This is a genomic window from Armatimonadota bacterium, assembly GCA_031460175.1.
Classification (GTDB): Bacteria; Sysuimicrobiota; Sysuimicrobiia; order Sysuimicrobiales; family Sysuimicrobiaceae; genus Sysuimicrobium; species Sysuimicrobium tengchongense.
In genome coordinates this window covers 413,663-434,581 of record JAVKGW010000001.1, presented here as the reverse complement: position 1 = coordinate 434,581, position 20,919 = coordinate 413,663, and the positions used below count along the sequence as shown (strand labels likewise).

Here is a 20,919-nt window from a genome sequence, read left to right as displayed (position 1 = left end):
GAGAGGGGGTGAGCGCGGTGGCAACTCCGAGGGTCCCCCTGGGGAACGATCGGGGAGATCTCCCGGGCCCGGACGTGCGCCTCACCTACCCCCTGGTGCGCAAGGACGGACGGCTGGTCCGGGCCAGTTGGGAGGAGGCCCTGGACCGGGCCGCCGAAGGGCTGCGGCGCATCCGGGAGCGGTACGGAGGCCAGGGCTTCGGGCTGTTCAGCTGCTCCAAGTCCACCAACGAGCTCAACTACCTGGCCGGGAAGTTCGCGCGCCAGGTGATGGGCTCGAACAACGTCGATAGCTGCAACCGCACCTGACACGCCCCCAGCGTCGCCGGTCTGGCGGCGGTGTTCGGCGCGGGCGGAGGGACCAACTCCTACCGGGAGATGGAGGAGACGGACCTCATCCTCCTGTGGGGGTCCAATGCCCGGGAGACCCACCCGGTGATGTTCTTGCACATGCTCAAGGGCGTGCGGAACGGCGCGCGCCTTGTGGTCATCGATCCCCGGCGAACCTCGAGCGTGGCCTTCGCCCACCGGTGGCTCCCCGTGCGGGTGGGCACGGACATCGCCCTCGCGAACGCCATGGGCCGGCTGATCATCGAGGAGGGGCTCGTCAACGAGGAGTTCGTCCGGGAGGCCACGGAGGGATTCGAGCGGTACCGGGAGGCGGTGGAACCCTACACCCTGGAATACGCGGAGGCCGTCACGGGAGTCCCCCGGGAGCTCATCGCGGCCACGGCCCGGGAGTACGCCACTGCCCCCCGCGCCATGATCTGCTGGACCCTGGGGATCACGGAGCACCACAACGCGGTGGACACCGTCTTCAGTTTGATCAACCTCGCGCTGCTCACGGGCCACGTGGGCCGCTACGGGTCCGGCCTCAACCCCCTGCGGGGCCAGAACAACGTCCAGGGGGGAGGCGACATGGGGGCCCTCCCCAACCGGCTCGTGGGGTTCCAGAACGTGGAGGACCCGGAGGTGCGGGCCCGGTTCGAGCGGGCCTGGGACTGCTCCATCCCGCCCAAGGCGGGCTGGCACCTGACGGCCATGTACGACGCGATGGAGAAGGGCCTCCTCCGGGGCCTGTACGTCATCGGCGAGAACCCCGTGCGCTCGGACGCCAACGCCACCCGCATCCTCCGGCTGTTCCAAGAGCTCGAGTTCCTGGTGGTGCAGGACATCTTTCTCACCGCCACGGGCGAGCTCGCGGACGTGGTCTTTCCCGCGGCCGCGGCCTGGTGCGAGTCCGAGGGGACCGTTACCAACAGCGAGCGGCGGGTGCAGCGCGTCCGCAAGGCCCTCGAGCCTCCCGGGGAAGCGAAGGACGACCTCTGGATCCTCCAGCAGCTCGCCCGGCGGCTCGGACGGGACTGGAACTACCCCGATGCGGAGGCGGTGTGGAACGAGGTGCGGGCGCTCTCGCCGCTGCACCGGGGCATGAGTTACCGCCGCCTGGAGGAGCTCGGCGGGATCCAGTGGCCCTGCCCGAGCGAGGACCACCCCGGGGAGCAGTTCCTGCACAGCCGGCTGTGGAAGCGTCCGGTGGAAGGCCCCCGGGCGCCCTTCATGCCCACCCACTACGAACCGCCCGTGGACGAGGTGAACGAGGACTACCCGCTCTTGCTCACCACCGGGCGCAGGCTCTACTTCTTCAACACGGGCGTGCAGACGGCCCTGTACAGAACGCCCGTCCCCCAGGAAGAGTACCTGGTGCTCAACCCCGCGGACGCCAGGCGTTACGGCATCTCCTCCGGGGACCGCGTGCGGGTCTTTTCCCGGAGAGGGTCCGTGGAGGCGACCGCCTGGGTGGAGTCCACGGTCCCGCCCGGGATGTGCTTCATGACCCTGCACTTCCCCGAGAAGACCCCGACCAACTTCCTGACCGTGGACGCCGCGGATCCCAAGTCCGGGACCGCGGAGTTCAAGGCCACCGCGGTCCGGGTGGAGCCCCTCCGAACGCAGCGGGTCGCGGTGGGGGTCGGGAGGGAGATCGCCCGATGAGCGCGGCCCCGCTCCGCGGATGGGGCGTGGAGCTCCAGCGGCTGGAGCACGTACCTCCGCCTACCCCTGAAGAGCAGCAGGCCCTGGAGCGGGTCTGGGGGCACCTGCGGCCGGAGGAGCGCGTGGGCCGCCGGGACCTGCTGCTTCCGGCCCTGTGGGCCGTGCAGGAGGCACGGGGCTGGATCTCCTACCCGGCGGCTGCAGCCATCTGCCGGGAGCTGGGGCTGCCGGTGGCGGAGGTGTACGGGGTGGCGAGCTTCTACGCGCTCCTCGCCACCGAGCCCCGGCCACCCCGGGTGATCCACCTCTGCGACGACATCGCCTGCATGCTCCGCGGCGCGGAAGCGCTCGCACAGACCCTCTACCGGCACCTTGGGAGCCCCGTCCACGAGCCCGCCCACGGAGAGACGTACGCCCAAAGCCCCCTTCCCCACGGGCCGGCATCGCCCGTGGGTTCCGTCCCGCCCCTGGGCTGGAGCCGCTCGCCCTGCCTCGGCCAGTGCGACCGGGGCGCGGCGGCCCTGGTGGGAGAGGGCGTGCTCCTGGGGCTCACCCCGGAGGCGCTGGAGGAGCGGGTGCGGGCGTGGTTGCGGGGAGAGGAAGGTCCGGCCGGACCCGCGTCCCCTCCCACTTACCTGGGATGGAGAGGAGAAGGGACGCCCCTGCTCCTGGCCCGGTGCGACCGGGTGGTGCCCACGTCCCTGGAGGACTACCGGGCGGCCGGCGGATATCGGGGGCTGGAACGGGCCCTCGAGATCGGGCCGGAGGCCACCATCCAGGAGGTGGAGCGCTCGGGGCTCATCGGGCGGGGCGGGGCCGCCTTCCCCACGGGCCGGAAGTGGGCCCTGGCGGCCCGGGAAGCACCTCCCCGGTACGTGGTCTGCAACGCGGACGAGAGCGAGCCCGGGACCTTCAAGGACCGGGTCCTCCTCGAGAAGGACCCCTTCGCGGTGATCGAGGGGCTCACCATCGCGGGATACGCGGTCGGGGCCGAGCGGGGGTACATCTACGTCCGGGGGGAGTATCCGGAAGCGTTCCGGACCCTCATGCAGGCCCTGGAGGAGGCCCGGGCCGCGGGATATCTGGGGGAGCGGATCCTGGGGACGGAGTTCTCCTTCGACATCGAGGTCCGCCGTGGGGCCGGGGCCTACGTCTGCGGGGAGGAGACGGCCCTCTTCAATTCCATCGAGGGGTTCCGGGGCGAGCCCAGGAACCGGCCGCCGTTTCCCACCCAGGTGGGGTTGTTCCGACGTCCCACGGTCATCAACAACGTGGAGACCCTGGCCTCGGTCCCTTCCATCCTCGTGCGGGGCGGTGCGTGGTACGCGGGGTTGGGGACCGAGCGCTCCAAGGGCACCAAGCTGGTCTGCGTGAGCGGGCACGTGGCCCGTCCCGGGGTCTATGAGGTCACCTTCGGCACCCCCATCCGCACGGTCCTGGAGGAGCTCGCGGGAGGTGTGCCCGGGGGCCGGCGGATCCGGGCGGTGCTCTGCGGCGGCGCGGCGGGGACCTTCCTCCGGCCCGAGGAACTCGACACCCCGCTGGCGGTGGAGACCCTCCAGGCCATCGGAGCCACCTTGGGCTCGGGGGCCCTCGTGGTCTTCGACGAGCGGGCGGACCTGTGGGCGGTGGTGGAGCGCATCGCACGGTTCTTCCGGGAGGAGTCCTGTGGCCAGTGCGTCCCCTGCCGGGTGGGGACCCAGCGGCAGCTGGAGCTGGTGGCCGAGATGCGGCGCAGGGGCGGCCGGGCGGACCCGGAGCTGCGGGCCCTGTTGGAGGACCTCGCCCAGGTGATGCGGGACGCCTCCATCTGCGGGCTGGGGCAGCTCGCGCCGAACGCGGTCCTGAGCAGTCTGCGGTTCCAAGACCGGGCCGGAGGAGTCGGGACACCATGACCACCGAGGTGCAGGCTGCGCTCGTGCAGCTCGAGGTGGACGGGCAGACCGTCGCGGTCCCCGAAGGGTCCACGCTTCTAGAGGCCATCCGGGCCTTGGGCAAGGACGTCCCCACCCTCTGCTACCACCCCGTCCTGGAGCCCATCGGGGTCTGCCGGATCTGCGTGGTGGAGGTCGAGGGCTCCCGCACCCTGGTGCCGGCCTGCATCCGGAAGGTCGAGCCCGGGATGCGGGTGCGCACGGACACCCCGCGCGTGCGGCTCAGCCGCCGCATGGTGGCAGAACTCCTGCAGAGCTCCGTGGACACGAGCCTTGCCCCGGACGTGCAGCGCTACGCGGAGGAGTACGGAGCCCGGCCTGAGCGGTGGGCGCGCTTCCGACCGGAGGGCCCTCCGCGCCCGCGGGCTCCCAAGGTGGACAACGAGCTGTACGTGCGGGACCTGGATCGGTGCATCCTCTGCTACCGGTGCGTGCGGGTGTGCGGGGAGGAAGTGCAGAACAGCTTCGCCATCGCGGTGGCCGGAAGGGGGCTCGAGGCCCGCATCGACCCCGGGTTTGACCTGCCGCTTCCCGAGAGCGCCTGCGTGTTCTGCGGGAACTGTGTGGCGGTCTGCCCCACGGAAGCCCTGGTCCCGAAGACCCAGTTCGAGATGCGGCGGGCGGGCACCTGGGACGAGACGCGGCAGCGGGTGGTGACCACCGTGTGCCCCTACTGCGGGGTGGGCTGCAACCTGGAGCTCCACGTGCAGGACGACCGCATCGTGAAGGTGACGGCACCGCCCGACGATCCCATCACCCGCGGGTTCCTGTGCATCAAGGGCCGCTTCGGCTGGACCTACGTGCACGCGGGGGTGGATCCGAAGCCGGAGATGAAGACCCCGTAGCCTCAGCCCTCAACAAACCGGTTCCACAGCGCGGCCCGGAAGGTCTCGGTGAGGGGGCCAGCGGGGAGCGAGATGCGGGCACCGCCGGGAAGGCGCACGGACCGGAGGGGGAGGAGGAGGCGCACCGCGTTGGTGAGGAAGGCCTCGGAGGCCCCCTCGAGGGCCTCCACGGGAGCGGTGACCTCCCGCACGGGGATTCCGTGAACCCGGGACAGTTCCAGGACCAGGGCCCGGGCAATGCCGGGGAGGCACCCGGTGGCGAGGGCGGGCGTGTAGAGGATTCCTTCCCGCACCCAGAAGAGGTTGGTGGCGGTCCCCTCCGCGAGGTTCCCCTCCGTATCCAACAGCAGTGCCTCCCCGCACCCCGCGGCCCGGGCTTCCTGGCGGGCCAGAACGAGCGGGAGGGCGCTCGTGGTCTTGAGCCCGGCGGTGGGAGCGCGGGGATCGCGGCGGAGGGAGGAGAGCCACGCGTCCACGGGCTCTGCCGCGGCTTCCAGGGGATCCACCTGGAGGAGGGCCGTGGGGTGCGCCGTGGCGGGCGGATCGTAGCCCCGGGGCCCCGGGCCCCGGGTGAGGGTGATCCGCAGCACCCCGTGCTCCGCGGGAACGTGCCGCAGAAGTTCCGCGGCCGCGGACCCGAGGTCCCACGGGATGGGGATCCCGAGTCGCTCCGCGCCTGCATGCAGCCTCCGGAGGTGGTACGCGAGCAGGGGCGCACGTCCCCGGTACACCCGGGTGGTCTCGAAGAGGCCATCTCCCAGCAGGAACCCCCGGTCGGTGGCCGGGATCCAGGCCCGCCTGGCCTCCACCAACCCGCCCGCGCTACTGAGCCACACGAACCGCAGGGACTTCGACCCCCTCCCGCAGAGCCCGCACAAGCCCCAGGGCCTTGGCGAGGGTCTCCTCGTACTCCGCGGCGGGATCGGAGTCCGCCACGATCCCCCCGCCCGCGTGGAAGTACGCCTCCCCGCCGGTCACCACGAAGGTGCGGATGGCGATGCTCAGGTCCAGGGCACCGTCCCATCCGAACCACCCGATGGCGCCCGTGTACACCCCGCGGCGTACGGGCTCCAGCTCCTCGATGATCTCCATGGCCCGGACCTTGGGAGCTCCCGTGATGGACCCGCCCGGGAACGTGGCCCGCAGGAGCTCCGCCGGCCCTACGCCGGGCCGGAGCCTCCCCTCCACCACCGCCACCGTGTGCCAAACCGTGGGATAGGCCTCCAGGCGCCGCAGCTCCGGCACCCGAACGGTCCCGTACGTGCAGACCCGACCCAGATCGTTGCGCTCCAGGTCCACGATCATCACCAGTTCCGCGAGATCCTTCTCGCTCTGGAGGAGCCTCTCGGCATACCGGGCGTCCTCCTCCGGAGTCCGGCCGCGGGGCCGCGTGCCCTTGATGGGCCGGGTCTCCACCCGCCGGGTACGGGGGTCCACCTGCAGGAAGCGCTCCGGCGAAGCGCTCACCACGGCCCACGTGCCGCCGTCGAGAAAGGCGGCGAAGGGCGCGGGGTTGGTGCGACGGAGCCGGCGGTACAGAAGCCACGGATCCCCGGGCCAGGGGGCGCAGAACCGCTGGCTGAGGTTCACCTGGAAGATGTCGCCCGCCCGGATGTACGCGATGGCCCGCCGCACCGCGGCCTCGTATCCCTCCCGGGTGAAGGTGGACCGCAGGGCGAAGCGCTCCGGGAGGAGCCCGGAATTCTGATCCGGGCGTTCCGCCGCGACCTCCAGGGCCCGCAGGAGAAACCGCACGTGGTCCGCCACCGCCTGTTCCCGACCCGGCAGCACCCGCCCCACCACCGCGGCCTCCCGCCGACGGTGATCGAGGACCACCGCGGCGTCGTACCACGCGATCCACAGCTCCGGAAGGCCGAGGTCATCGAGGGCGAGGGCGGGGAGGCGCTCCACCTGGCGGCCGAGGTCGTAGCTGAGGTAGCCGATCCCGCCACCCGCGAAGGTGGGCCAGTCCGCGAGCGGCTCCATAAGCCCCAGGGGTCCGCGCGGGAGATCCGCGCCGAAGGACCAGAGCGTCCGCTGGAGCGCGGTGAACGGGCAACCCGTGAGGGTGGACCTCGCCCGGTCGGTGCGGAGGAGGTAGCGGCCCCCGCGGCCCGTGAGGAGCGCAAAAGGCCGGGCGGTGACGAAGGAGCGGACGCTCAGGTCCTCCGGGCCTCCTGCGCTCTCGAGCAGGACCCGGCCTGGCTCCCTCGGGAAGGCTTCCAGCACCGCCGCGGGGCTGGGCGGATACGGGGCGGGGATCCGGATCAGGCGGTGCATTTCCTCACATCACCTTCCGGAGCTCGCCGCCGAGGTACCCGGCAAGGCCGACGAGGAGCGCGCCTACGACCGCGAGCCCGCCGATGGCGGCCCGGGCCTGCGGGGCTCTCCAGCGGAGCAGGAAACTCACGAGGTAGGTGGCGGTGGCCGCGTAGGCGAGGAGGCTGTGCGTGGCGTGGCGCTGCAGAAAGGCCGTGCCCACCCCTTCCCGCACCAGGCGCGCGTAGTCGTAAAACGCGGTGCCGATGGCCACCGCCGCGGACAGGAGTCCCAACCCCACGAGCCACAGGGCCATGGTCCGGTACACCTCCCGGGGCCGCCACCACCCCAGCGCGTCGAACAGCAGGCTCGTGAGCCACAGGGCCACGGGGAAGTCCGTGACCGGCGCGTGGAAGAGAAAGGTCACCATGCCGCTCCTCCGTCTCGGTCTCGGCGCGTCCCGCCCTCATGCGGATGCTAGGGCACCCGGGCCGCGGCGTCGAGGGGGAAGTCTTGCGCGGCCGCCCGCGGAAGGGCATGCTGCAGGGGGATGCGTGGATCCGGGGAGGCCGAGGAGGTGGCGTCATGGGTGGGGGGCGGCCTGCTTCAAAGGTCCGCACGCAGGTGCGGGTGGTACGGGGGGACCGGGTGGAGGTGCGCGGGGATCTCCTGGCCACCGAGGAGCCCATGGAGATCCGCCTGGTCGCGGGGTCGCACCGGAAAACCGTGGCGGTGACCATGCGCACCCCCGGCCACGACTTCGAGCTGGCCGCGGGGTTCCTCTTCACGGAAGGGATCGTGACGCACCGGGAGGAGATCGCCCGCATCTCCTACTGCGTGGACCCGGACCTGGATCCCGAACAGCGGTACAACGTGGTGAACGTGGAGCTCCGCACGGATGCCCTCCCGGAGTTGCCGTCCCTGGAGCGTCACTTCTACACCACGAGCGCCTGCGGGGTGTGCGGGAAGGCGAGCCTGGAGGCCCTGCGGCTCCGGGGGTGCCAGGTCGGTCCGGGTCCCGCGGTGGAGGCCGCGGTGCTGCGTGGGCTGCCCGAGCAGCTGCGGGCGGCCCAGAGCCTCTTTGCCCTCACCGGGGGGTTACACGCCGCGGCCCTCTTCGAAGGAGGAGGGAGGCTTCTGGCCCTCCGGGAGGATGTGGGACGGCACAACGCCATGGACAAGCTCCTGGGGTGGGCGTTCCTGGAGGGGAAGCTGCCGCTTGGGGAGCACATCGTGCTGGTGAGCGGACGGGCCAGCTTCGAACTGGTGCAGAAGGCAGTGGTGGCCGGAATCCCCATCTTCTGCGCGGTCTCCGCCCCCAGCAGCCTCGCGGCGGAGGTGGCCAGGGCCTTCGGGGTGACCCTGGTGGGGTTCCTGCGGGAGGATCGCTTCAACGTCTACAGCGGAGCCGAGCGCGTCCGGATCCCCGCGCCCCTGGGTTAACCTCCGAAACCGAGGAACTCGGGCGGGCGCAACAGGCGATTGGCCCGCACGTCCCACAGGCCCTCCGCCATGAGCCGGACCCGGGGGAGTCCGTCGGAGGGCAGGAACAAAAGGGTGTAGAAGAGGTCGTCGTGCGGGTATCCGCGGGCCCGGAGGAGCTCCGTGAGCCGCTCGATCCGCGCGGCCACCTCCTCGTAGGGGAGCGAGCTCATCAAGCCACCGAAGGGGAGGGGCAGTTCGAGCCGCACCGCTCCTCCTTCCACGAGGGCGACCCCACCGCCCATGGCCTGGACGCGCCGAACCGCCAGGGCCATGTCCTCCGGCTGCTGGCCGCACACCAGGACCTCATGCGCGACATTGAAGGTGCAGGCGAGTCCCCCGAGCCGGCGGGCGAAGTTTCCGAGGGGTGCCCGGACCATCCACCGTCCCCCGTGGTCCAGCAGAACGGCCAGGACCACGCCCTCCGGGAACACCGCGCGCCCTCCCCGCACGGGCAGGTTCCATTCCCGGCGGCGGGTGATCACCGCGTTGTCCAGCTCCATGCCCACCAGGGAAACCTCCGGGCCCGGTGCGGGGAACGTGAACCACTCCGGCTGCGGGATCCACTCCGCCCGAAACCGAGGCGGGAAGTACCGGGCCCAGTCGAGCGGGGGGAACACCACGCGGACCTCTCCCTCCTCCACCGCCACCTGGCCCCGGACGATGACCCGCTCCGGCGTGGGGTTCTCCAGAGAAGGGAGCACCAACAGGTCCGCGAGCCGTCCTGGAGCCACCATGCCGAACTCCTCGTCGAGCCCGTAGTAGGTGGCGGGGTTGAGGGTGGCTAGGGCATAGGCCGCGGGGGGCGGAACGCCGCTTTCCATGGCCACCCGGAGGAGGTGATCCAAGTATCCGTGGCGCACGACGTAGGCCACGTCCGAGCCGTCCGCGGTCAGCATCAACCGTCCGAAGGCCGGACCTGCCCGCCTCGCGACCTCCGCGAGGGCGGGGAGGTCGCGGCGGAGGGAGGAGTGGCGCAGCATGACATACAGGCCGCTGCGCAGCCGGTCCCACGCCTCCTCCGGGGTGATGGGTTCGTGGTCGCTGCTGAGCCCCGCGGCCACGAGGACCTGCACCCGGTCGTAGGGGACTCCGGGCAGGTGTCCCTCCGCCCGTTTGCCCATCCGCCGGACCCGCACGAGCTTGCGCAGGAGACCCTCCTCTCCCCGATAGAGCTCGGTCCACCGGGTGAACTCCCCCACCGCCACCACGGAGGGCAGGTGGAGCACGGTCTCCAGCAGGTCCAGCTCGAACCGTTCGGATCCCGCGGATCGGGTGGGCCGCTGGAACCGCAGGAACCACAGGTACTGGACGGGCAGCCGATGCAGGGTCTCCAGCAGCTCCCCCCACAGGCCCGGATCCGCGAGGGCGAGGACCGCCAGGGTGTCCGCCACCAGGGTGGTGGTGCCCGTGCGCAACACCATGCGGGCGAACTCCCCCGGGGTGATCATGTGGGTGGGGTGCGTGTGGGGCTCCACATACCCCGGCACGATCACCTTCCCCGCGCAGTCCACCACCTTCGTCTTCGGTCCGATGAAGTCCGTGGAGGGACCCACGTAGGCGATGCGCCGTCCGGCCACCGCCACGTGCGCGGGCAACACCTCCCCCGACTGCACGAGCAGCACCCGCCCGCCCACCAGGGCAAGGTCCGCGGGCCGCTCTCCCCGCGCCACCTGCATCAGGGCCTGCACTTCCTCCAGCGTACGCCGGGTCCACACGGATTCAGTGTACCGTGGGAGGAGGAGCCGCGTGTGGAGCACGCGAATCCGTCCGAGGGGGTGCGCCGTGGTGAAGCGATCCGTGGCCCTGCTCGTGTATCCGCCTGGGGAACGCGGGCGCTTCGTGGTGGTCCGAAGGCCGGAGCATGAGGAGGAGCTCCCGGGCGTGTGGGGTCTGCCCGCGGCCACTCTCCGACTGGGAGAGGAAGAGATCGAGGCGGTGCACCGGGTGGCCCGGGAAAAGCTGGGGATCGAGGTGCGTCTGTTGGGCGTGCGGGCCCACGGTGTCCAGGAGCGGTCCGGATACCGGCTGGAGATGCGCCTGTGGGAGGCGGAGCTCGTGGGTCCCGAGCCCCGGCTCCCTCAGCCCTCCTCTGACCCCGGGGTCACCCACTACACCGACTGGCGGTGGGCGAGGGCCGCTGCCCTCGAGGAAGCCGCCCGGCAGGGCTCCCTGTGTGCCCGCCTGGCCCTCGAAACCCTTGGGCCTTATTCCTCCACGGGCTCGAACATGAGCACGGAGTAGTCCAGGTTCTCCGCGGGGATCCCCAGCTGCCGCAGCATGGCCATAACTTGCGCCCGGTGGTGCACCTCGTGGAACAGGAGTTGGGTGGCGATCCCAGCCGCGGTGGTGCGGTAGCGACGCGGGCGCCCGCCCAGCGGGATGACGTACTCCGCGGGCCGGTTCCAGTCCTCGATGGAGCGCAAGACCCGGCGGGTCTCCTCCGCCTGACGGGCCCACGCCTCCGCGAAGGGCGCAAACGTCCCCTGCGCGTGCGGGGCGAAGGGCCGCTCCTGTGGCGGCGGAACGGGTTCTCCCAGCAGGCGCCGCACGTATCCCCACTCCGCGCTGGCCATGTGCACCAAGGTGGCCCGGATGCTGCGCAGGCCGATGGGGAACTCCTGCGTGTACTGCTCCTGGGACAGTCCTCCCACCCAGCCCAGCAGCCGCTCCCGGGCCTTCACCAGGTACTCGTACGCGTCCGCGGGGTAGATCCCCATCTCGGCAGCCCTCCCTTTAGCGAGGAGTTGATGGTGAGGTTCTTCGCAAAGCCGCCAGACTCCTCGTGCTACGGCCGAACGTCGGGAGGCCCCTCTAACCGGCACCGGGGCAGGAGATCCCGGAGCCGCCCGAGCCACACCCGGGCGAGGGCGGCCGCGGTGGTCCCGTTCGCCTGGCCGTCCGCCGGGGTCACGGTGACGAGGAGCTGATCGCCCACGGAGATGGCCCACCCACCGGGCACCCTGCGCAGGGTGATGTGGGCCGCGGTGATGCGTCCTCGGGCGTAGGCCTGGACGAGGCGCAGCCGCACTGCCTCCCGCCGTTGCTCGATGCTCTGGCCCGCCGCAGCCGTCCGGATCCGGAAGGCCACCTCGTTGCAGATGTAGACGGTCCCGTCCTCCGTCGATCCTTGCGCGAGGGATGCGGAACCGAGGAGCAGGACCGCGAGGGCTGCGGCAAACCGTACCATGGTCTCCCCCCGTGTCTTGATTGCGCTACCATTGTAGGGCAAACCTGGGGGACAAGGAGCAAACCGTGCGTCCGCCGTACCGCGAGTGGGAGGAGATGTTCGAAGCCTTCGGGGTCACCTACCGGTTCGAGTTCCGGGGACCGGTGGAAGATCCACCCCGGTGGGAGGTGCGGCTGCGGGATCCGGAAGGAGCCTACCTCTTTCCGCAGCCCGTGAGGGGCCGCACCGAGGACGAGGCCCGGTGGCGGGCGGAGGAGGTGCTGCAGAACTGGGCGGCCATCCGGCGCCTGTACGCAGCCGCCCAGCGCGCCGCGGACCGGGTGGCCCCCGGCGCCCAGGTGGTGTTGAACGAGCGGGCCGTGGAGCTGGAGGTGGAGCTCGTGGGCCCGTGGGCGCTGCGGACGCCGTTTCTGGCCACCCGGGAGGAAGCCATGGACGTGGACCGCACCGAGGAAGAGTGGGAGACCTCCTTCGAGCTGCACTTCCGGTCCCACGCGGTCCGGCTGGGGGAGTCGGCGGGCCCGTAACCACGGCTAGACGGACTTCCGGTTTCACACGAAGCCCGCCCGTGCCAGGGTGAAAAGCCCCCAGGCAACGAGCCCGGACCCCGTGGCGCGGGCGAGCTTCGGACCGGCAGGCAGGACCTTCTCGGCGAAGACGAGGGCGGTCAGGGCCGCCATGGCCGCCAGGTTCATGAGCCCCAGGGGGAACAGAACCAAGAAAAGGGCCCAGCAGCAGCCGAGGCACGAGATCCCGTGTTCCAGGCCCATGCGGACGGCCCCCGGCCGTCCGTCCCGCCAGGAGCCGAGCACGAAGCCGAGCGGACTCCGGCACTTCCCCAGACACGCGTGCTTGAGGGGCGAGAACTGGTAGACTCCAGCCAGGACCAGAAGCACGCCGGCGGCACCCTGCCCGTGGAGCGAGACCCCCACAGCTCCGAGCAACTCCCGGACTCCCAGGGCCACACCACCGAACGCGGTCCACACCACCAGGTACCCCACGAGGAAGACCCAGGTGGGCACGCCGGACCCCCCCTGCTTCCGCCTGCCCGCCTGGATCCGGTCGAAGGTGAGCAGCACCGGGAGCGCGGACGGGAGCATCATGGCCAACATCATGGTCGTCCAGCTGCCGAGGAACACCGCGGGGCTCATGGCCATTTGGTCGTCCCCGGTGGCCTGCCGGACCACCACCGCCCAGGCGGCGATGGCCATCAGGAGGACCGCCGCGACCATCGCTCTGCGGGCCTGCGGAAGCGCGGGGCTCTCGGTCACGGCCCGGTCCACCGGAAGGCCGCGTAGTCCGCGTTCTTGCCCATGTGGTCCCACTGCAGGCCGTGGTCCGTGTACCGGCTCACCAACCCGGTGGCCTGTACGAGCTCCGGGAACATGGGGTGCACGTTGCGCTTCACCACTTCTTCCTCCGGGTTCGCGCCGGGCACCGCCTGCACCACGGCCTCCAGGATCCCGCCGATGCGGGCGCTGCGCTTGCGGCCCTCGTTCCGGTACTCGATGGGCACCACCTTGGCCCCCAGGTTCTTCGTGATGAGGGGCACGACGGCGCTCAGGGGCCCTCCCGCGCTCCCGGAGAAGATGGCGCCCAGGGCCTCCTGCTGGGCGGCGGAGGCGCGGGCGTCCAGGTAGGCGGCCACGGTCCAGTCCCCCTGCGCCATGGGACCGGGGGCGTGGATCGCGACCACGGCGTTCAGCCCGTCCAGCCGGGTCCCGCCGTAGGCCCCTTCCCTCACGTGGAAGACCAGGTACACGTTGCAGTGGCCCTGGTCCGGCCGCGCCTGCATGAAGCCCAGGGGCGAGACCTCGCAGGGGCAGACCACGTCGCACGAGCAGTTCTCGAAGTACTCGCCGGAGATTTGCCAGCGAGCTGCTTGACCCATCGCTCACCCCCGTGTGTTGTGTCTTGCGTTCTGTCGGTTCCTTCCCCTCGCCAATTGATCCACCGGCTTCAGTTCGGTTTCGTCCCCCTGAAGAGCGCGGACGAGCGTGCCCAGGACATGCCCAACCGCGCCGCCCACGCCAGCACCGCACCCCACGCGGCCACGGCCACCCTCCGGCCCGGACCGTTCCCGCCTTTCCCCTGCCTGGCCCTTTCTGCCAGCCGGGCCCTGCGGGCGGCCTCCGCGTCCGCGAGCTGCTGACTCATGCGCTGTCTCGCCAGCTCTGGGAGCAAGGACCAGTGCGTCACCCCACACCCCCGTGTGCGGCCCTCCCGGTGGCTCTTCCTACGCGGTCCGGCCGGCCAGGCCGAGCTGCTGGTGCAGGAGTCCCGTGTCGAAGTACTCGCGCTCCGCGAGGATCTTGCCGTCCTGCACGTCCACCACGTTGCACACCGGGACCTCGATCCTCCGCCCCGTGGGCGCGACGCCCATGAGCTCCCCTCGGTGGGTGCCGCGGGCGGTGAACTCCGTGACCACCACGCTGTCGCCCACGGCGTGCATGCGGGTGACGTCCAAGGTGAGGTCGGGGAACGCGGCCGTGTACATCCGGGCCACGGCGACGCCCGCCTCGGGCCCGTCCAGGCGCTGGCCGTCGGAGCCCGCGTACGAGTACTTCGGGTGGAGCAGCCGGCGGATTCCCTCGAAGTCCCGGCGGGAGACGGCTTCCAGGTACTCCCGCATGGTGCCCGTCGCATCGCTCATCGCGCTTCTCTCCTCTCTGTCGTCAGGCCCGCTCGTGCGGAGTGAAAGACGGCCCCGGCACCTCCGGGGCTGTCGGGAAGAGCTTGGGGTGGGCTTCCACGATGAGCCAGCGGTCGCCCACCCGTCTCATGACCTGGACCGCGTGTCCCTGAAGCAGCGTCCCCCCGGGGAGGCGGATCTGGATCCCGCCTTGCCAGACGGCGATCTCTGGGGAGAGCATGCGTACCGTCCCCTGTTCCTGCTGGACGGTGGCCCCCGCCATGCGCTCCTGCAGGAGGTGTCGGAAGGCCGCGGCGATTTGCCCGCGGCCGTGCTGGACGTCCCCGAACGCACCCACCCGAACCGCGTCCTCGGTGAAGAAGGCGGCGAGGGTGTCGGCGTCCGCGGCGTTCCACGCACGGGAGAACGCCTCGACCTCCCGGTAGATGGCCTGTTCGTCCCGAGACGGCACCGTGACCTCCTCTACGGCGGCGTTCCTTCAGGGTACTGTGCGGGCCGGCCGGTGGATATAAAACCGGTCACGGCCACGGTGTGAACGGCCGCACTTCCCCGCCTAGGCCGGACGGTAGCCTGCTCGCTGCGCCGGTCGCCGCTGTGCAGGTAGGGGGCGTGGATGCCCTGGTAGAAGACGGTGCTCCACTCCGCCTGGCCCGGTTTTGTGATGCTCGTACTCACTGCGCTTCACCCGCCAGTTCGCCTTGCCGGTCAATGTGGCTCAAGAGGAGCGCAGGCCGAGCCAACCGAAGATGATCCCCGGGAGCAGGACGAGAGTTGGTATCCAAAAGATCGGCGGAAGGTCGGCGAACCGAATGGAGATGCCCGCGTTCAGGTAGGGCTTGAAAACGAGAAACCAGTAGGGGAGAACGACCAGTCCCGCCAGAACGAGGGTTACGAACGCCCACACCTGGTGCTGGCGAAGGCCGAACCATGCGAGGGACACGATGAAGAGGCCAATGATGACCAGGGACCCGCCCGCGTTGGTCAAGAAGAGCGTGCGGAACGTCGCCAGCTCCTTGTTCCTGTCGAGCAGGTCGGATGGCGCTGCCCGGAAGAGCTGGCTGTCGGTTCGCTGCGAGATGAAGATGGCGCTACGTCCGAATTGTGAGTTGACGAAGATCGGCGTGAGGATCCCGATCAAGAGATGGACAACTCCCGACACCAGAAAGCAAATCACACTCACCCCGAGTGGCGTTGCCCAGTGGAACGTGGCTGCCGTCTGCGATTGGTCCATGACAGGCTCCTTTGGCCGAGGTTCCCCTTGTCCGGCGCCACCTAATGCTTTTCAGGCCGCGGTTCGCCCCGTTCGAACGGGTGCCTCAGTTCCGCACTTCACCCGTTATCCCGAGCCGAGGGCAAGCGCTGGCCGAGCAACCGGCCGAGCGGCCCCAGCACGGCAAACGTGAACCGCTGGACCCAACTCGGGGGCCGCGTGAGGCGCACGGTCGGCCAGAACCTCTGTCCGAACACGCCGAGGAGCAGGACCGGCGGCATCCCGCTGCGGCTCAACCGCCCGGCCTGGGCGAGGCCGAAGAGGGCCTCGAAGAAGCTTTCCGTGTTCAGGGCCGGCTCGAATTCCTGCCGGTATTCGGCGGGCTCGCTGCCCTCGACCCAGAAATGGTGCGGCGTGTCCGGCGGGATGCTCACTTCCTCGCCGGCGGCCACGACGCGCTCCAGACCGGCAATGCGAAAACGGAGCGCGCCGCGACGCACCGCGAACCGATTGGTCTGGTAGGGGTGGACATGCTCGGGCTCCCGTTCCGCGCTGGGCGGGCTCACGCACTCGAGGACGAGCCGCGCACCGCCGGACGCATCCGCCGTTTCGACGAACCGGACGCGTTGCCCGGTCCGGGGGTTGACGATCTCCTGTCCGATCTGTGCCATGTCGCAGCTCCCTCACACCAGATGACCCTACGATCCGCCCGTGGCCTAACGGTGCGGTCGAGAAGCCGGGGGTCATTGTCATCCTGGCCCAACAAGCGCCGCCGGTTCAACTGCGGTGGATGATCGCCCCGCGAGGCGCCACATCGCGACTCCGAGCATCAGCATCCACAGCGTGACCAGCATCGAGCCGCCCACGAAGAGTACGCTGGCCAGCGGTGAGCGACCGGTGTACGCCTGCAGCAGTCCGGCGGCCAAGGACACGCTGCCGCCTAGGACACCGACCCAGCCCAGCAGCCTCGGATAGCTGCCACTGCGTACGACCGCGAGCCCGTACAGGACGAAAGGCAGCCCCGGCAGCAGCATGGTCTCAAACGTGTAGAGGCCGAAGTTCGCGCGGTCAAGCGCGTCGGCGATCCGCAAGGCTGTTACCTGCTCGGCTGGCGCAGCCCCGGTCCACGCGCGGGCAATGCCCTGCATAGCGATCCCGTCGATGGCGAAGTTGACCAGAAACAGAGAGGCGCCCAACAGCACAGTCAGAAGGCCGAAGCGCGCTAGGCGCGCGCCAGGCGTCTCCCGCAGGGCGTCCGTGAGGCCCGCCAGCGCGCCCACGATGAGTAGAATCCCCAGGCTGAGCCCCAGGTGGAGCGTGACCCAGTAGGGGTGCGCCGCCACCAGGCGCAAGAACGCCTCAGGCGTGGGGTCGCTCGGGTGCGGATGTAGCGCATTGAGGACCAGCGTGAGGATGGCACCAGCGATGGCGAGTGCCACGGTATCCCGTCGAGTTTGCCACTCAAGCATAGAGGTCTCTCCTTTACAATAGGTCTCGACTTTCCTCCCCAGAATGCCCCCAGGGGAGCACGTCAGCCGGTGAGGCGACTACCCCATGTCGCTTATCATGATGATCGTTGTCCAGACCACGGGGCGGGTGGCGTTGCCGGCCCTCGACCGAGACTTGTCCGTCCGGCGCATCATCGGATGAGGGTGTGGAGCTCCTGCACCCGACGCTGGGGCTGGAGGTCCGCAGGGAGATTGGGGCGGACGTGGCGGGCGAACCACTCTGCGGCGTCCTTCGACGACTCCCAGACCTCCACCACGCGCCAGCCGCCCTCGATGGGGTAGCCGAAGTGCATGATGAAGCCCGGAGCCTCCCGGAGGGCGCGGCCGAGGAGCCGGATGGTCTCCTCGTACCCTTCCTGGGTTTGACCCGGAACGTCGGCGGTCACCATGACGGCCATGTGTGTCTTCCTCCTGGAACGAAGCGTCGCAGATCACGGTAGCGGGTGCTCGCGCGGGCTGCAGTGAGCCAGGCCACCGCGGCGAGGTGAACTGCGTCACAGGGAGCCGGCGGGGCCGCGCTGACACCGGCCCGCCTTCGTGGTACGCTTGCATCAGATGGATGGTGCGGGCGGACCATCCGGGGGTGGGGATGAGGAGGAAGGCGAGGGTCTGCCTGACCTGTCAGCGGCTGCTGGTTCCCGCCGGCGCGAAGTTCTGTCCCTACTGCGGGACCGCCCGGACGCTGGCCGGGACGTCCGCCTCCAGTCACAGCGTGGTCACCGTGGTGCTCGCCGACCGCAACACCGGCAAGGCCGCCGGTGAGCCGGAAGACGGGCGCGGGCTCCTGGGGCAGTTCTACGACCTCGCGCGTCGGGTCGTGGAACGGTGCGGCGTCCCGGTGTCAAACCTCCTGGGGGAGGGGATGCTGGCGGTCTTCGGGCTGCAGAACGCGCACCAGCAGGAGCCGCACGAGGCGGGACCGGTCAAGGCCGCCCCGCCCGGTACGGCCGGGGAGCCCGAGCTGGCGCGCCTGCCGCTGTTCGCCGGGTATACCGCAGCGGAACTGGCCCCCTTGGCGGGCGCGGTGCGGCGGCGGCTGTACCACCGGGGCGAGGTGATCTTCCGGGAGGGCGACCCCGCCACCGGCGTCTACCTCGTGGAGCGGGGACGGGTGAGGGTGGGCTTCACCTCCACGGACGGAAGGGAGCGGACCCTGGCCTTGCTGGGCCCGGGCGAGGTCGTGGGAGAAGTCCCCGTGCTCGATGGCGGAGTGCGCTCGGCGGACGGCGTGGCGCAGGACGACTGCGTGGTGCTGTTCGTAGCCCGCGAGGATCTGGTCGGCTGGCTCCGGCAGCGACCCGAGGTCGCCCTGCGCTTGATCCACCTGCTGGGCCAGCGGCTTCAGGCTGCCGACCTGCAGGTGCGCGACGCCGCGTTCCTCGACGTGCGGGGGCGCCTGGTGCGGATCCTGCTCCGGCTAGGGGTCGAGCAGGGAGAGCGGCAAGATGACGGTACCGTGCTCTGCCCCCGGCTCTCCCAGACGGAACTCGCCCACCTCATCGGGGCCACCCGGGAGAGCGTGAACAGGTGGCTGGGGAGGTTCGAGCGCATGGGAATGGTCCGGCGGGCCGGGGATCGATGGATCCTCGCGGACCGCCTCCGGCGGGAACTGTACTGACGGGAGGCCGGTCCGTCCGGTAAGATCGTTCTCTGGATGCTGGCCTTCGTGACAGGATCCACGGGGTTCATCGGGAGCCACCTCGTGTCACTTCTTCGGGCCCACGGGTGGCGGGTGCGGGGGCTTGTACGGCCCGGTCGGGATCCCGCGCGCCTGCGCGCGGTGGGAGCGGAAGTGATCTTCGGGACCCTGGAAGACCTCCCCGCCCTCACGCGGGCGTGTGAGGGGTGCGATGCGGTGTTCCACGTGGCCGCGGCCCTAGGCCCGAACGCGGATGCGCAGACCCTGTTCCGCGTGAACGTGGACGGGACGGAGAACGTCCTGCGGGCCGCGGCGGCCGCGGGGATCGGGCGGGTGGTGTTCACGAGCTCCGTGGCGGTGTACGGGGAGGCCGCGCCGGAAGGGGCGGACGAGGACACGCCGCCACACCCCAGCGGCCCCTATGGGGAATCCAAGGTGCGGGCGGAAGCGCTCTGCCTGCGGTACATGGCGGAGCACGGACTCCCGGTGGTGATCCTGCGACCCTGCTTTGTGTACGGACCTGGAGATCCCTACTTCTTGCCCACCGCGATCTCCGTCCTGCGGGGCGGGTGGTTCCCCGTGGTGGAGGGAGGGACCGTGCCCGTGGATCTCGTGCACGTGGAGGATGTGGCGAGAGCCCACCTGCTGGCGGCCACGGCCCCACACGCGGCAGGCCGTGCCTACAACATCACAGACGGGAGGCGCAGGACCCTCCGGGGGCTCCTGGAGCTCGGGGCCCGGGCCCTGGGCGTCCGGGTACGCGTGGTGTCCGTGCCCCGCTTCCTGGTCCGACCCGGGGCGGTCGTCCTGCGGGCGCTCGGAGAACTGCTCCGGGTCCCGGGACGGGAGCTGCTGACCCCGGAGAACTTCCAGGCCATGTGCGCTCCGCACCACTTCTGCATCGCGCGGGCCCGGCAGGAGCTTGGGTACGAACCCGCACGTCAGCTGGAGGATGTGCTGGAGGAACTGATCCCGGAATTCGCAGCCTGACCCGCCACGAACACGCCCACCCGCGGCCGGATCACCACGAGCCCCTCCCGGGCGAGGGCCTGCAGTGCGGCCACCACGGTCTTGGGGCTTGCGCCGAACCGGGCCGCCAGCACGTCCACGGACGCCAGACGCGCTCCAGGGGGTTGCCGAAGGATCTCGGTCCGCAGCGCCTCCGCGATGGCCTCCTGAATTCCCCGACGGTGTCTCCCACGCATCCCCGCACCCTCCGCCGAGGGCTGTCCATCCCGCAGCAAGGAACCGTCGCCCATTACCCGGAAGCCGATCGGGTCTTCTCGAAATAGCGGACAAAGCCCAGGACGTTGAGCCGGTAGCTCGCGGCCGTCTCCTGTCGGGCCGCGGTCTGGGCTCCACACCGGGCCTCGATCTCCGGGTCCAGGTAGCGTCGGAGCCGCTCCGTGAGCCGCTCTACATCCTCCCCCGCCTCCCATCCGGGCCGCAGCACCTCCGCCATCTCCCGCAGCCGCCGGCGCATCTCCTCGAGCACCGTCTCCGGATCGTCCCGCACGCCGAAGTGGGTGAGGGCCAGGCACCGGGGCGCGATCTCCCGCATGCGGTCCAGGGTGCGATCCCAGACCTCCAGGTCCAGCTCCGGTGGGGGCGTGGGTGGCCGCACCACGGAGCATCCCGGCAGGCAGACACCCGCCGCGTCCCCCGTGAACATCAGCCCGGTCCGCTCGTCCAGGAACACGTGGTGGTGGTTGGCGTGGCCGGGGGTGTTCAGGACCCGGAGCATGCGACCTCCCACCCGGATACGTTCCCCGTCCTGCACCGCCACGATGCGGTCCGGAGGCACCGGGGCCACCTCCCCCCAAAGCGCCTCCAGGAGGTCCCCGTACAGGCGGTGCGCGCTGCGCACCAGGCGCTCGGGATGGGCGAGATGCGGAGCGCCCACGGGGTGCACGTAGACGCGGAGATGGGGGTTGCGGCGGGCGAGGACGCCCGCGGCCCCCGCGTGGTCGAGATGGATGTGGGTGACCACCACGGCCCGGAGGTCGGAGACCGCCAGCCCGTGCTCCGCGAGCCCCGCCTCAAGGGCTCCTAGACACGAGGATGGCCCGACCTCCACCAGGGCGGGCTCCCCGTCCAGGAGGAGATAGGCGCCGAGCACCTGGGGCGTGCCGCCCAGCTCCAGGTCCAGGAGCACGACGCCCCTCTCCACCACCTGCGTCCTCGGCATGCATCCCCTCCTTATTC

The 20,919-nt window shown here is 70.7% G+C and carries 25 protein-coding genes; 8 read left to right on the top strand and 17 right to left on the bottom strand.

Translation table 11 applies throughout. The features are described 5' to 3' along the window. Positions 1-38: 38 nt before the first annotated feature. Genes fdhF through QN206_02220 form a run of 3 tightly spaced genes read left to right on the top strand, consistent with a single transcriptional unit; the run spans position 39 to position 4,773 of the window. On the top strand, positions 39-1,994 hold the full coding sequence (gene fdhF, locus QN206_02230) for a formate dehydrogenase subunit alpha (GenBank protein ID MDR7613625.1): 1,956 nt from the start codon (positions 39-41) through the stop codon (positions 1,992-1,994). Next, positions 1,991-3,889, top strand: coding sequence for an NAD(P)H-dependent oxidoreductase subunit E (locus tag QN206_02225; GenBank protein ID MDR7613624.1), 1,899 nt, complete (start codon positions 1,991-1,993; stop codon positions 3,887-3,889). Before fdhF ends, QN206_02225 begins: the two co-directional genes overlap by 4 nt. Beyond that, entirely contained in the window at positions 3,886-4,773 is an 888-nt protein-coding gene (locus tag QN206_02220; protein MDR7613623.1) for a 2Fe-2S iron-sulfur cluster-binding protein, read from the top strand. The genes QN206_02225 and QN206_02220 overlap by 4 nt, the downstream gene beginning before the upstream one ends. A 2-nt stretch (positions 4,774-4,775) precedes the next feature. Here QN206_02220 and QN206_02215 read toward each other — a convergent pair whose 3' ends face one another. From QN206_02215 to QN206_02205, 3 genes are read right to left on the bottom strand one after another with little or no spacing between them, the layout of a single operon-like run. Beyond that, positions 4,776-5,582 carry an aminotransferase class IV gene (locus tag QN206_02215; GenBank protein MDR7613622.1) on the bottom strand — a complete coding sequence of 269 codons (807 nt, stop codon included), beginning with the start codon at positions 5,580-5,582 and terminating at the stop codon, positions 4,776-4,778. Positions 5,583-5,595: 13 nt separating this feature from the next. Beyond that, entirely contained in the window at positions 5,596-7,053 is a 1,458-nt protein-coding gene (gene pabB, locus QN206_02210; GenBank protein ID MDR7613621.1) for an aminodeoxychorismate synthase component I, read from the bottom strand. Positions 7,054-7,057: 4 nt separating this feature from the next. Next, positions 7,058-7,462 (bottom strand): DUF2231 domain-containing protein, encoded by a 405-nt coding sequence (locus tag QN206_02205; GenBank protein ID MDR7613620.1) that lies wholly within the window; start codon positions 7,460-7,462, stop codon positions 7,058-7,060. 155 nt (positions 7,463-7,617) lie between these two features. Here QN206_02205 and fdhD point away from each other — a divergent pair, with 155 nt between their 5' ends. Further along, a complete protein-coding gene (fdhD, locus tag QN206_02200) occupies positions 7,618-8,475 on the top strand; it encodes a formate dehydrogenase accessory sulfurtransferase FdhD (GenBank protein MDR7613619.1) in 858 nt (285 codons plus the stop codon). Here the strand turns inward: fdhD and QN206_02195 are convergent. After that, positions 8,472-10,205, bottom strand: a complete 1,734-nt coding sequence (locus tag QN206_02195) for an adenine deaminase C-terminal domain-containing protein (protein MDR7613618.1) — start codon at positions 10,203-10,205, stop codon at positions 8,472-8,474. The genes fdhD and QN206_02195 overlap by 4 nt on opposite strands. 58 nt (positions 10,206-10,263) lie before the next feature. Between QN206_02195 and QN206_02190 the strand changes: the two genes are divergently transcribed. Beyond that, positions 10,264-10,758 (top strand): NUDIX domain-containing protein, encoded by a 495-nt coding sequence (locus QN206_02190; GenBank protein MDR7613617.1) that lies wholly within the window; start codon positions 10,264-10,266, stop codon positions 10,756-10,758. Here the strand turns inward: QN206_02190 and QN206_02185 are convergent. Both QN206_02185 and QN206_02180 read right to left on the bottom strand, forming a co-directional pair. Beyond that, on the bottom strand, positions 10,722-11,234 hold the full coding sequence (locus QN206_02185) for a DinB family protein (protein ID MDR7613616.1): 513 nt from the start codon (positions 11,232-11,234) through the stop codon (positions 10,722-10,724). The two genes, QN206_02190 and QN206_02185, sit on opposite strands and share 37 nt — an antisense overlap. A gap of 68 nt (positions 11,235-11,302) precedes the next feature. Further along, entirely contained in the window at positions 11,303-11,704 is a 402-nt protein-coding gene (locus QN206_02180) for a hypothetical protein (GenBank protein MDR7613615.1), read from the bottom strand. Between the two features lie 65 nt (positions 11,705-11,769). On the opposite strand from QN206_02180, the gene QN206_02175 reads away from it, so the two are divergent. Further along, positions 11,770-12,231, top strand: coding sequence for a hypothetical protein (locus tag QN206_02175; GenBank protein MDR7613614.1), 462 nt, complete (start codon positions 11,770-11,772; stop codon positions 12,229-12,231). Positions 12,232-12,255: 24 nt separating this feature from the next. Here the strand turns inward: QN206_02175 and QN206_02170 are convergent, their stop codons facing one another. The 9 genes from QN206_02170 to QN206_02130 all read right to left on the bottom strand — a co-directional run bounded on the left by QN206_02170 (position 12,256) and on the right by QN206_02130 (position 17,473). Continuing rightward, positions 12,256-12,975 (bottom strand): DUF2182 domain-containing protein, encoded by a 720-nt coding sequence (locus QN206_02170; protein ID MDR7613613.1) that lies wholly within the window; start codon positions 12,973-12,975, stop codon positions 12,256-12,258. Next, entirely contained in the window at positions 12,972-13,595 is a 624-nt protein-coding gene (locus tag QN206_02165; protein ID MDR7613612.1) for a DUF1326 domain-containing protein, read from the bottom strand. The genes QN206_02170 and QN206_02165 overlap by 4 nt, the downstream gene beginning before the upstream one ends. Positions 13,596-13,663: 68 nt before the next feature. Next, positions 13,664-13,903: a hypothetical protein gene (locus QN206_02160; GenBank protein ID MDR7613611.1), complete on the bottom strand. Its 240-nt coding sequence runs from the start codon at positions 13,901-13,903 to the stop codon at positions 13,664-13,666. 37 nt (positions 13,904-13,940) lie between these two features. After that, complete coding sequence (locus QN206_02155; protein MDR7613610.1) at positions 13,941-14,357, bottom strand: ester cyclase; 417 nt, start codon at positions 14,355-14,357, stop codon at positions 13,941-13,943. A gap of 22 nt (positions 14,358-14,379) precedes the next feature. Then, a complete protein-coding gene (locus QN206_02150; protein ID MDR7613609.1) occupies positions 14,380-14,808 on the bottom strand; it encodes an SgcJ/EcaC family oxidoreductase in 429 nt (142 codons plus the stop codon). A 264-nt stretch (positions 14,809-15,072) separates the two neighbouring features. After that, a complete protein-coding gene (locus QN206_02145) occupies positions 15,073-15,588 on the bottom strand; it encodes a hypothetical protein (protein MDR7613608.1) in 516 nt (171 codons plus the stop codon). A 98-nt stretch (positions 15,589-15,686) separates the two neighbouring features. Next, positions 15,687-16,238 carry a cupin domain-containing protein gene (locus tag QN206_02140; protein MDR7613607.1) on the bottom strand — a complete coding sequence of 184 codons (552 nt, stop codon included), beginning with the start codon at positions 16,236-16,238 and terminating at the stop codon, positions 15,687-15,689. Positions 16,239-16,316: 78 nt separating this feature from the next. Next, positions 16,317-17,036 carry a DUF4386 family protein gene (locus QN206_02135; protein MDR7613606.1) on the bottom strand — a complete coding sequence of 240 codons (720 nt, stop codon included), beginning with the start codon at positions 17,034-17,036 and terminating at the stop codon, positions 16,317-16,319. A gap of 170 nt (positions 17,037-17,206) precedes the next feature. Then, complete coding sequence (locus tag QN206_02130; GenBank protein ID MDR7613605.1) at positions 17,207-17,473, bottom strand: hypothetical protein; 267 nt, start codon at positions 17,471-17,473, stop codon at positions 17,207-17,209. 191 nt (positions 17,474-17,664) lie between these two features. Here QN206_02130 and QN206_02125 point away from each other — a divergent pair, with 191 nt between their 5' ends. Beyond that, the gene (locus QN206_02125; GenBank protein ID MDR7613604.1) at positions 17,665-18,693 is read left to right on the top strand and encodes a cyclic nucleotide-binding domain-containing protein; all 1,029 of its coding nucleotides are present in this window, start codon (positions 17,665-17,667) and stop codon (positions 18,691-18,693) included. Positions 18,694-18,729: 36 nt separating this feature from the next. Continuing rightward, the gene (locus tag QN206_02120) at positions 18,730-19,704 is read left to right on the top strand and encodes an NAD-dependent epimerase/dehydratase family protein (protein ID MDR7613603.1); all 975 of its coding nucleotides are present in this window, start codon (positions 18,730-18,732) and stop codon (positions 19,702-19,704) included. Here QN206_02120 and QN206_02115 read toward each other — a convergent pair. Together QN206_02115 and QN206_02110 are read right to left on the bottom strand one after the other, a co-directional pair. Further along, on the bottom strand, positions 19,656-19,919 hold the full coding sequence (locus QN206_02115) for a winged helix-turn-helix domain-containing protein (protein ID MDR7613602.1): 264 nt from the start codon (positions 19,917-19,919) through the stop codon (positions 19,656-19,658). The genes QN206_02120 and QN206_02115 overlap by 49 nt on opposite strands. 53 nt (positions 19,920-19,972) lie before the next feature. After that, on the bottom strand, positions 19,973-20,902 hold the full coding sequence (locus QN206_02110; GenBank protein ID MDR7613601.1) for an MBL fold metallo-hydrolase: 930 nt from the start codon (positions 20,900-20,902) through the stop codon (positions 19,973-19,975). Between the last annotated feature and the right edge of the window lie 17 nt (positions 20,903-20,919).

Coding starts and splice junctions, on each gene's coding strand:
- QN206_02110 (MDR7613601.1), bottom strand. CDS start 20,902: ATGCCGAGGACGCAGGTGGTGGAGAGGGGCGTCGTGCTCCTGGACCTG.
- QN206_02135 (MDR7613606.1), bottom strand. CDS start 17,036: ATGCTTGAGTGGCAAACTCGACGGGATACCGTGGCACTCGCCATCGCT.
- QN206_02185 (MDR7613616.1), bottom strand. CDS start 11,234: ATGGGGATCTACCCCGCGGACGCGTACGAGTACCTGGTGAAGGCCCGG.
- QN206_02140 (MDR7613607.1), bottom strand. CDS start 16,238: ATGGCACAGATCGGACAGGAGATCGTCAACCCCCGGACCGGGCAACGC.
- QN206_02125 (MDR7613604.1), top strand. CDS start 17,665: ATGAGGAGGAAGGCGAGGGTCTGCCTGACCTGTCAGCGGCTGCTGGTT.
- fdhD (MDR7613619.1), top strand. CDS start 7,618: ATGGGTGGGGGGCGGCCTGCTTCAAAGGTCCGCACGCAGGTGCGGGTG.
- QN206_02130 (MDR7613605.1), bottom strand. CDS start 17,473: ATGGCCGTCATGGTGACCGCCGACGTTCCGGGTCAAACCCAGGAAGGG.
- QN206_02155 (MDR7613610.1), bottom strand. CDS start 14,357: ATGAGCGATGCGACGGGCACCATGCGGGAGTACCTGGAAGCCGTCTCC.
- QN206_02220 (MDR7613623.1), top strand. CDS start 3,886: ATGACCACCGAGGTGCAGGCTGCGCTCGTGCAGCTCGAGGTGGACGGG.
- QN206_02225 (MDR7613624.1), top strand. CDS start 1,991: ATGAGCGCGGCCCCGCTCCGCGGATGGGGCGTGGAGCTCCAGCGGCTG.
- QN206_02205 (MDR7613620.1), bottom strand. CDS start 7,462: ATGGTGACCTTTCTCTTCCACGCGCCGGTCACGGACTTCCCCGTGGCC.
- QN206_02180 (MDR7613615.1), bottom strand. CDS start 11,704: ATGGTACGGTTTGCCGCAGCCCTCGCGGTCCTGCTCCTCGGTTCCGCA.
- QN206_02145 (MDR7613608.1), bottom strand. CDS start 15,588: ATGGACCAATCGCAGACGGCAGCCACGTTCCACTGGGCAACGCCACTC.
- QN206_02115 (MDR7613602.1), bottom strand. CDS start 19,919: ATGCGTGGGAGACACCGTCGGGGAATTCAGGAGGCCATCGCGGAGGCG.
- pabB (MDR7613621.1), bottom strand. CDS start 7,053: ATGCACCGCCTGATCCGGATCCCCGCCCCGTATCCGCCCAGCCCCGCG.
- QN206_02165 (MDR7613612.1), bottom strand. CDS start 13,595: ATGGGTCAAGCAGCTCGCTGGCAAATCTCCGGCGAGTACTTCGAGAAC.
- QN206_02120 (MDR7613603.1), top strand. CDS start 18,730: ATGCTGGCCTTCGTGACAGGATCCACGGGGTTCATCGGGAGCCACCTC.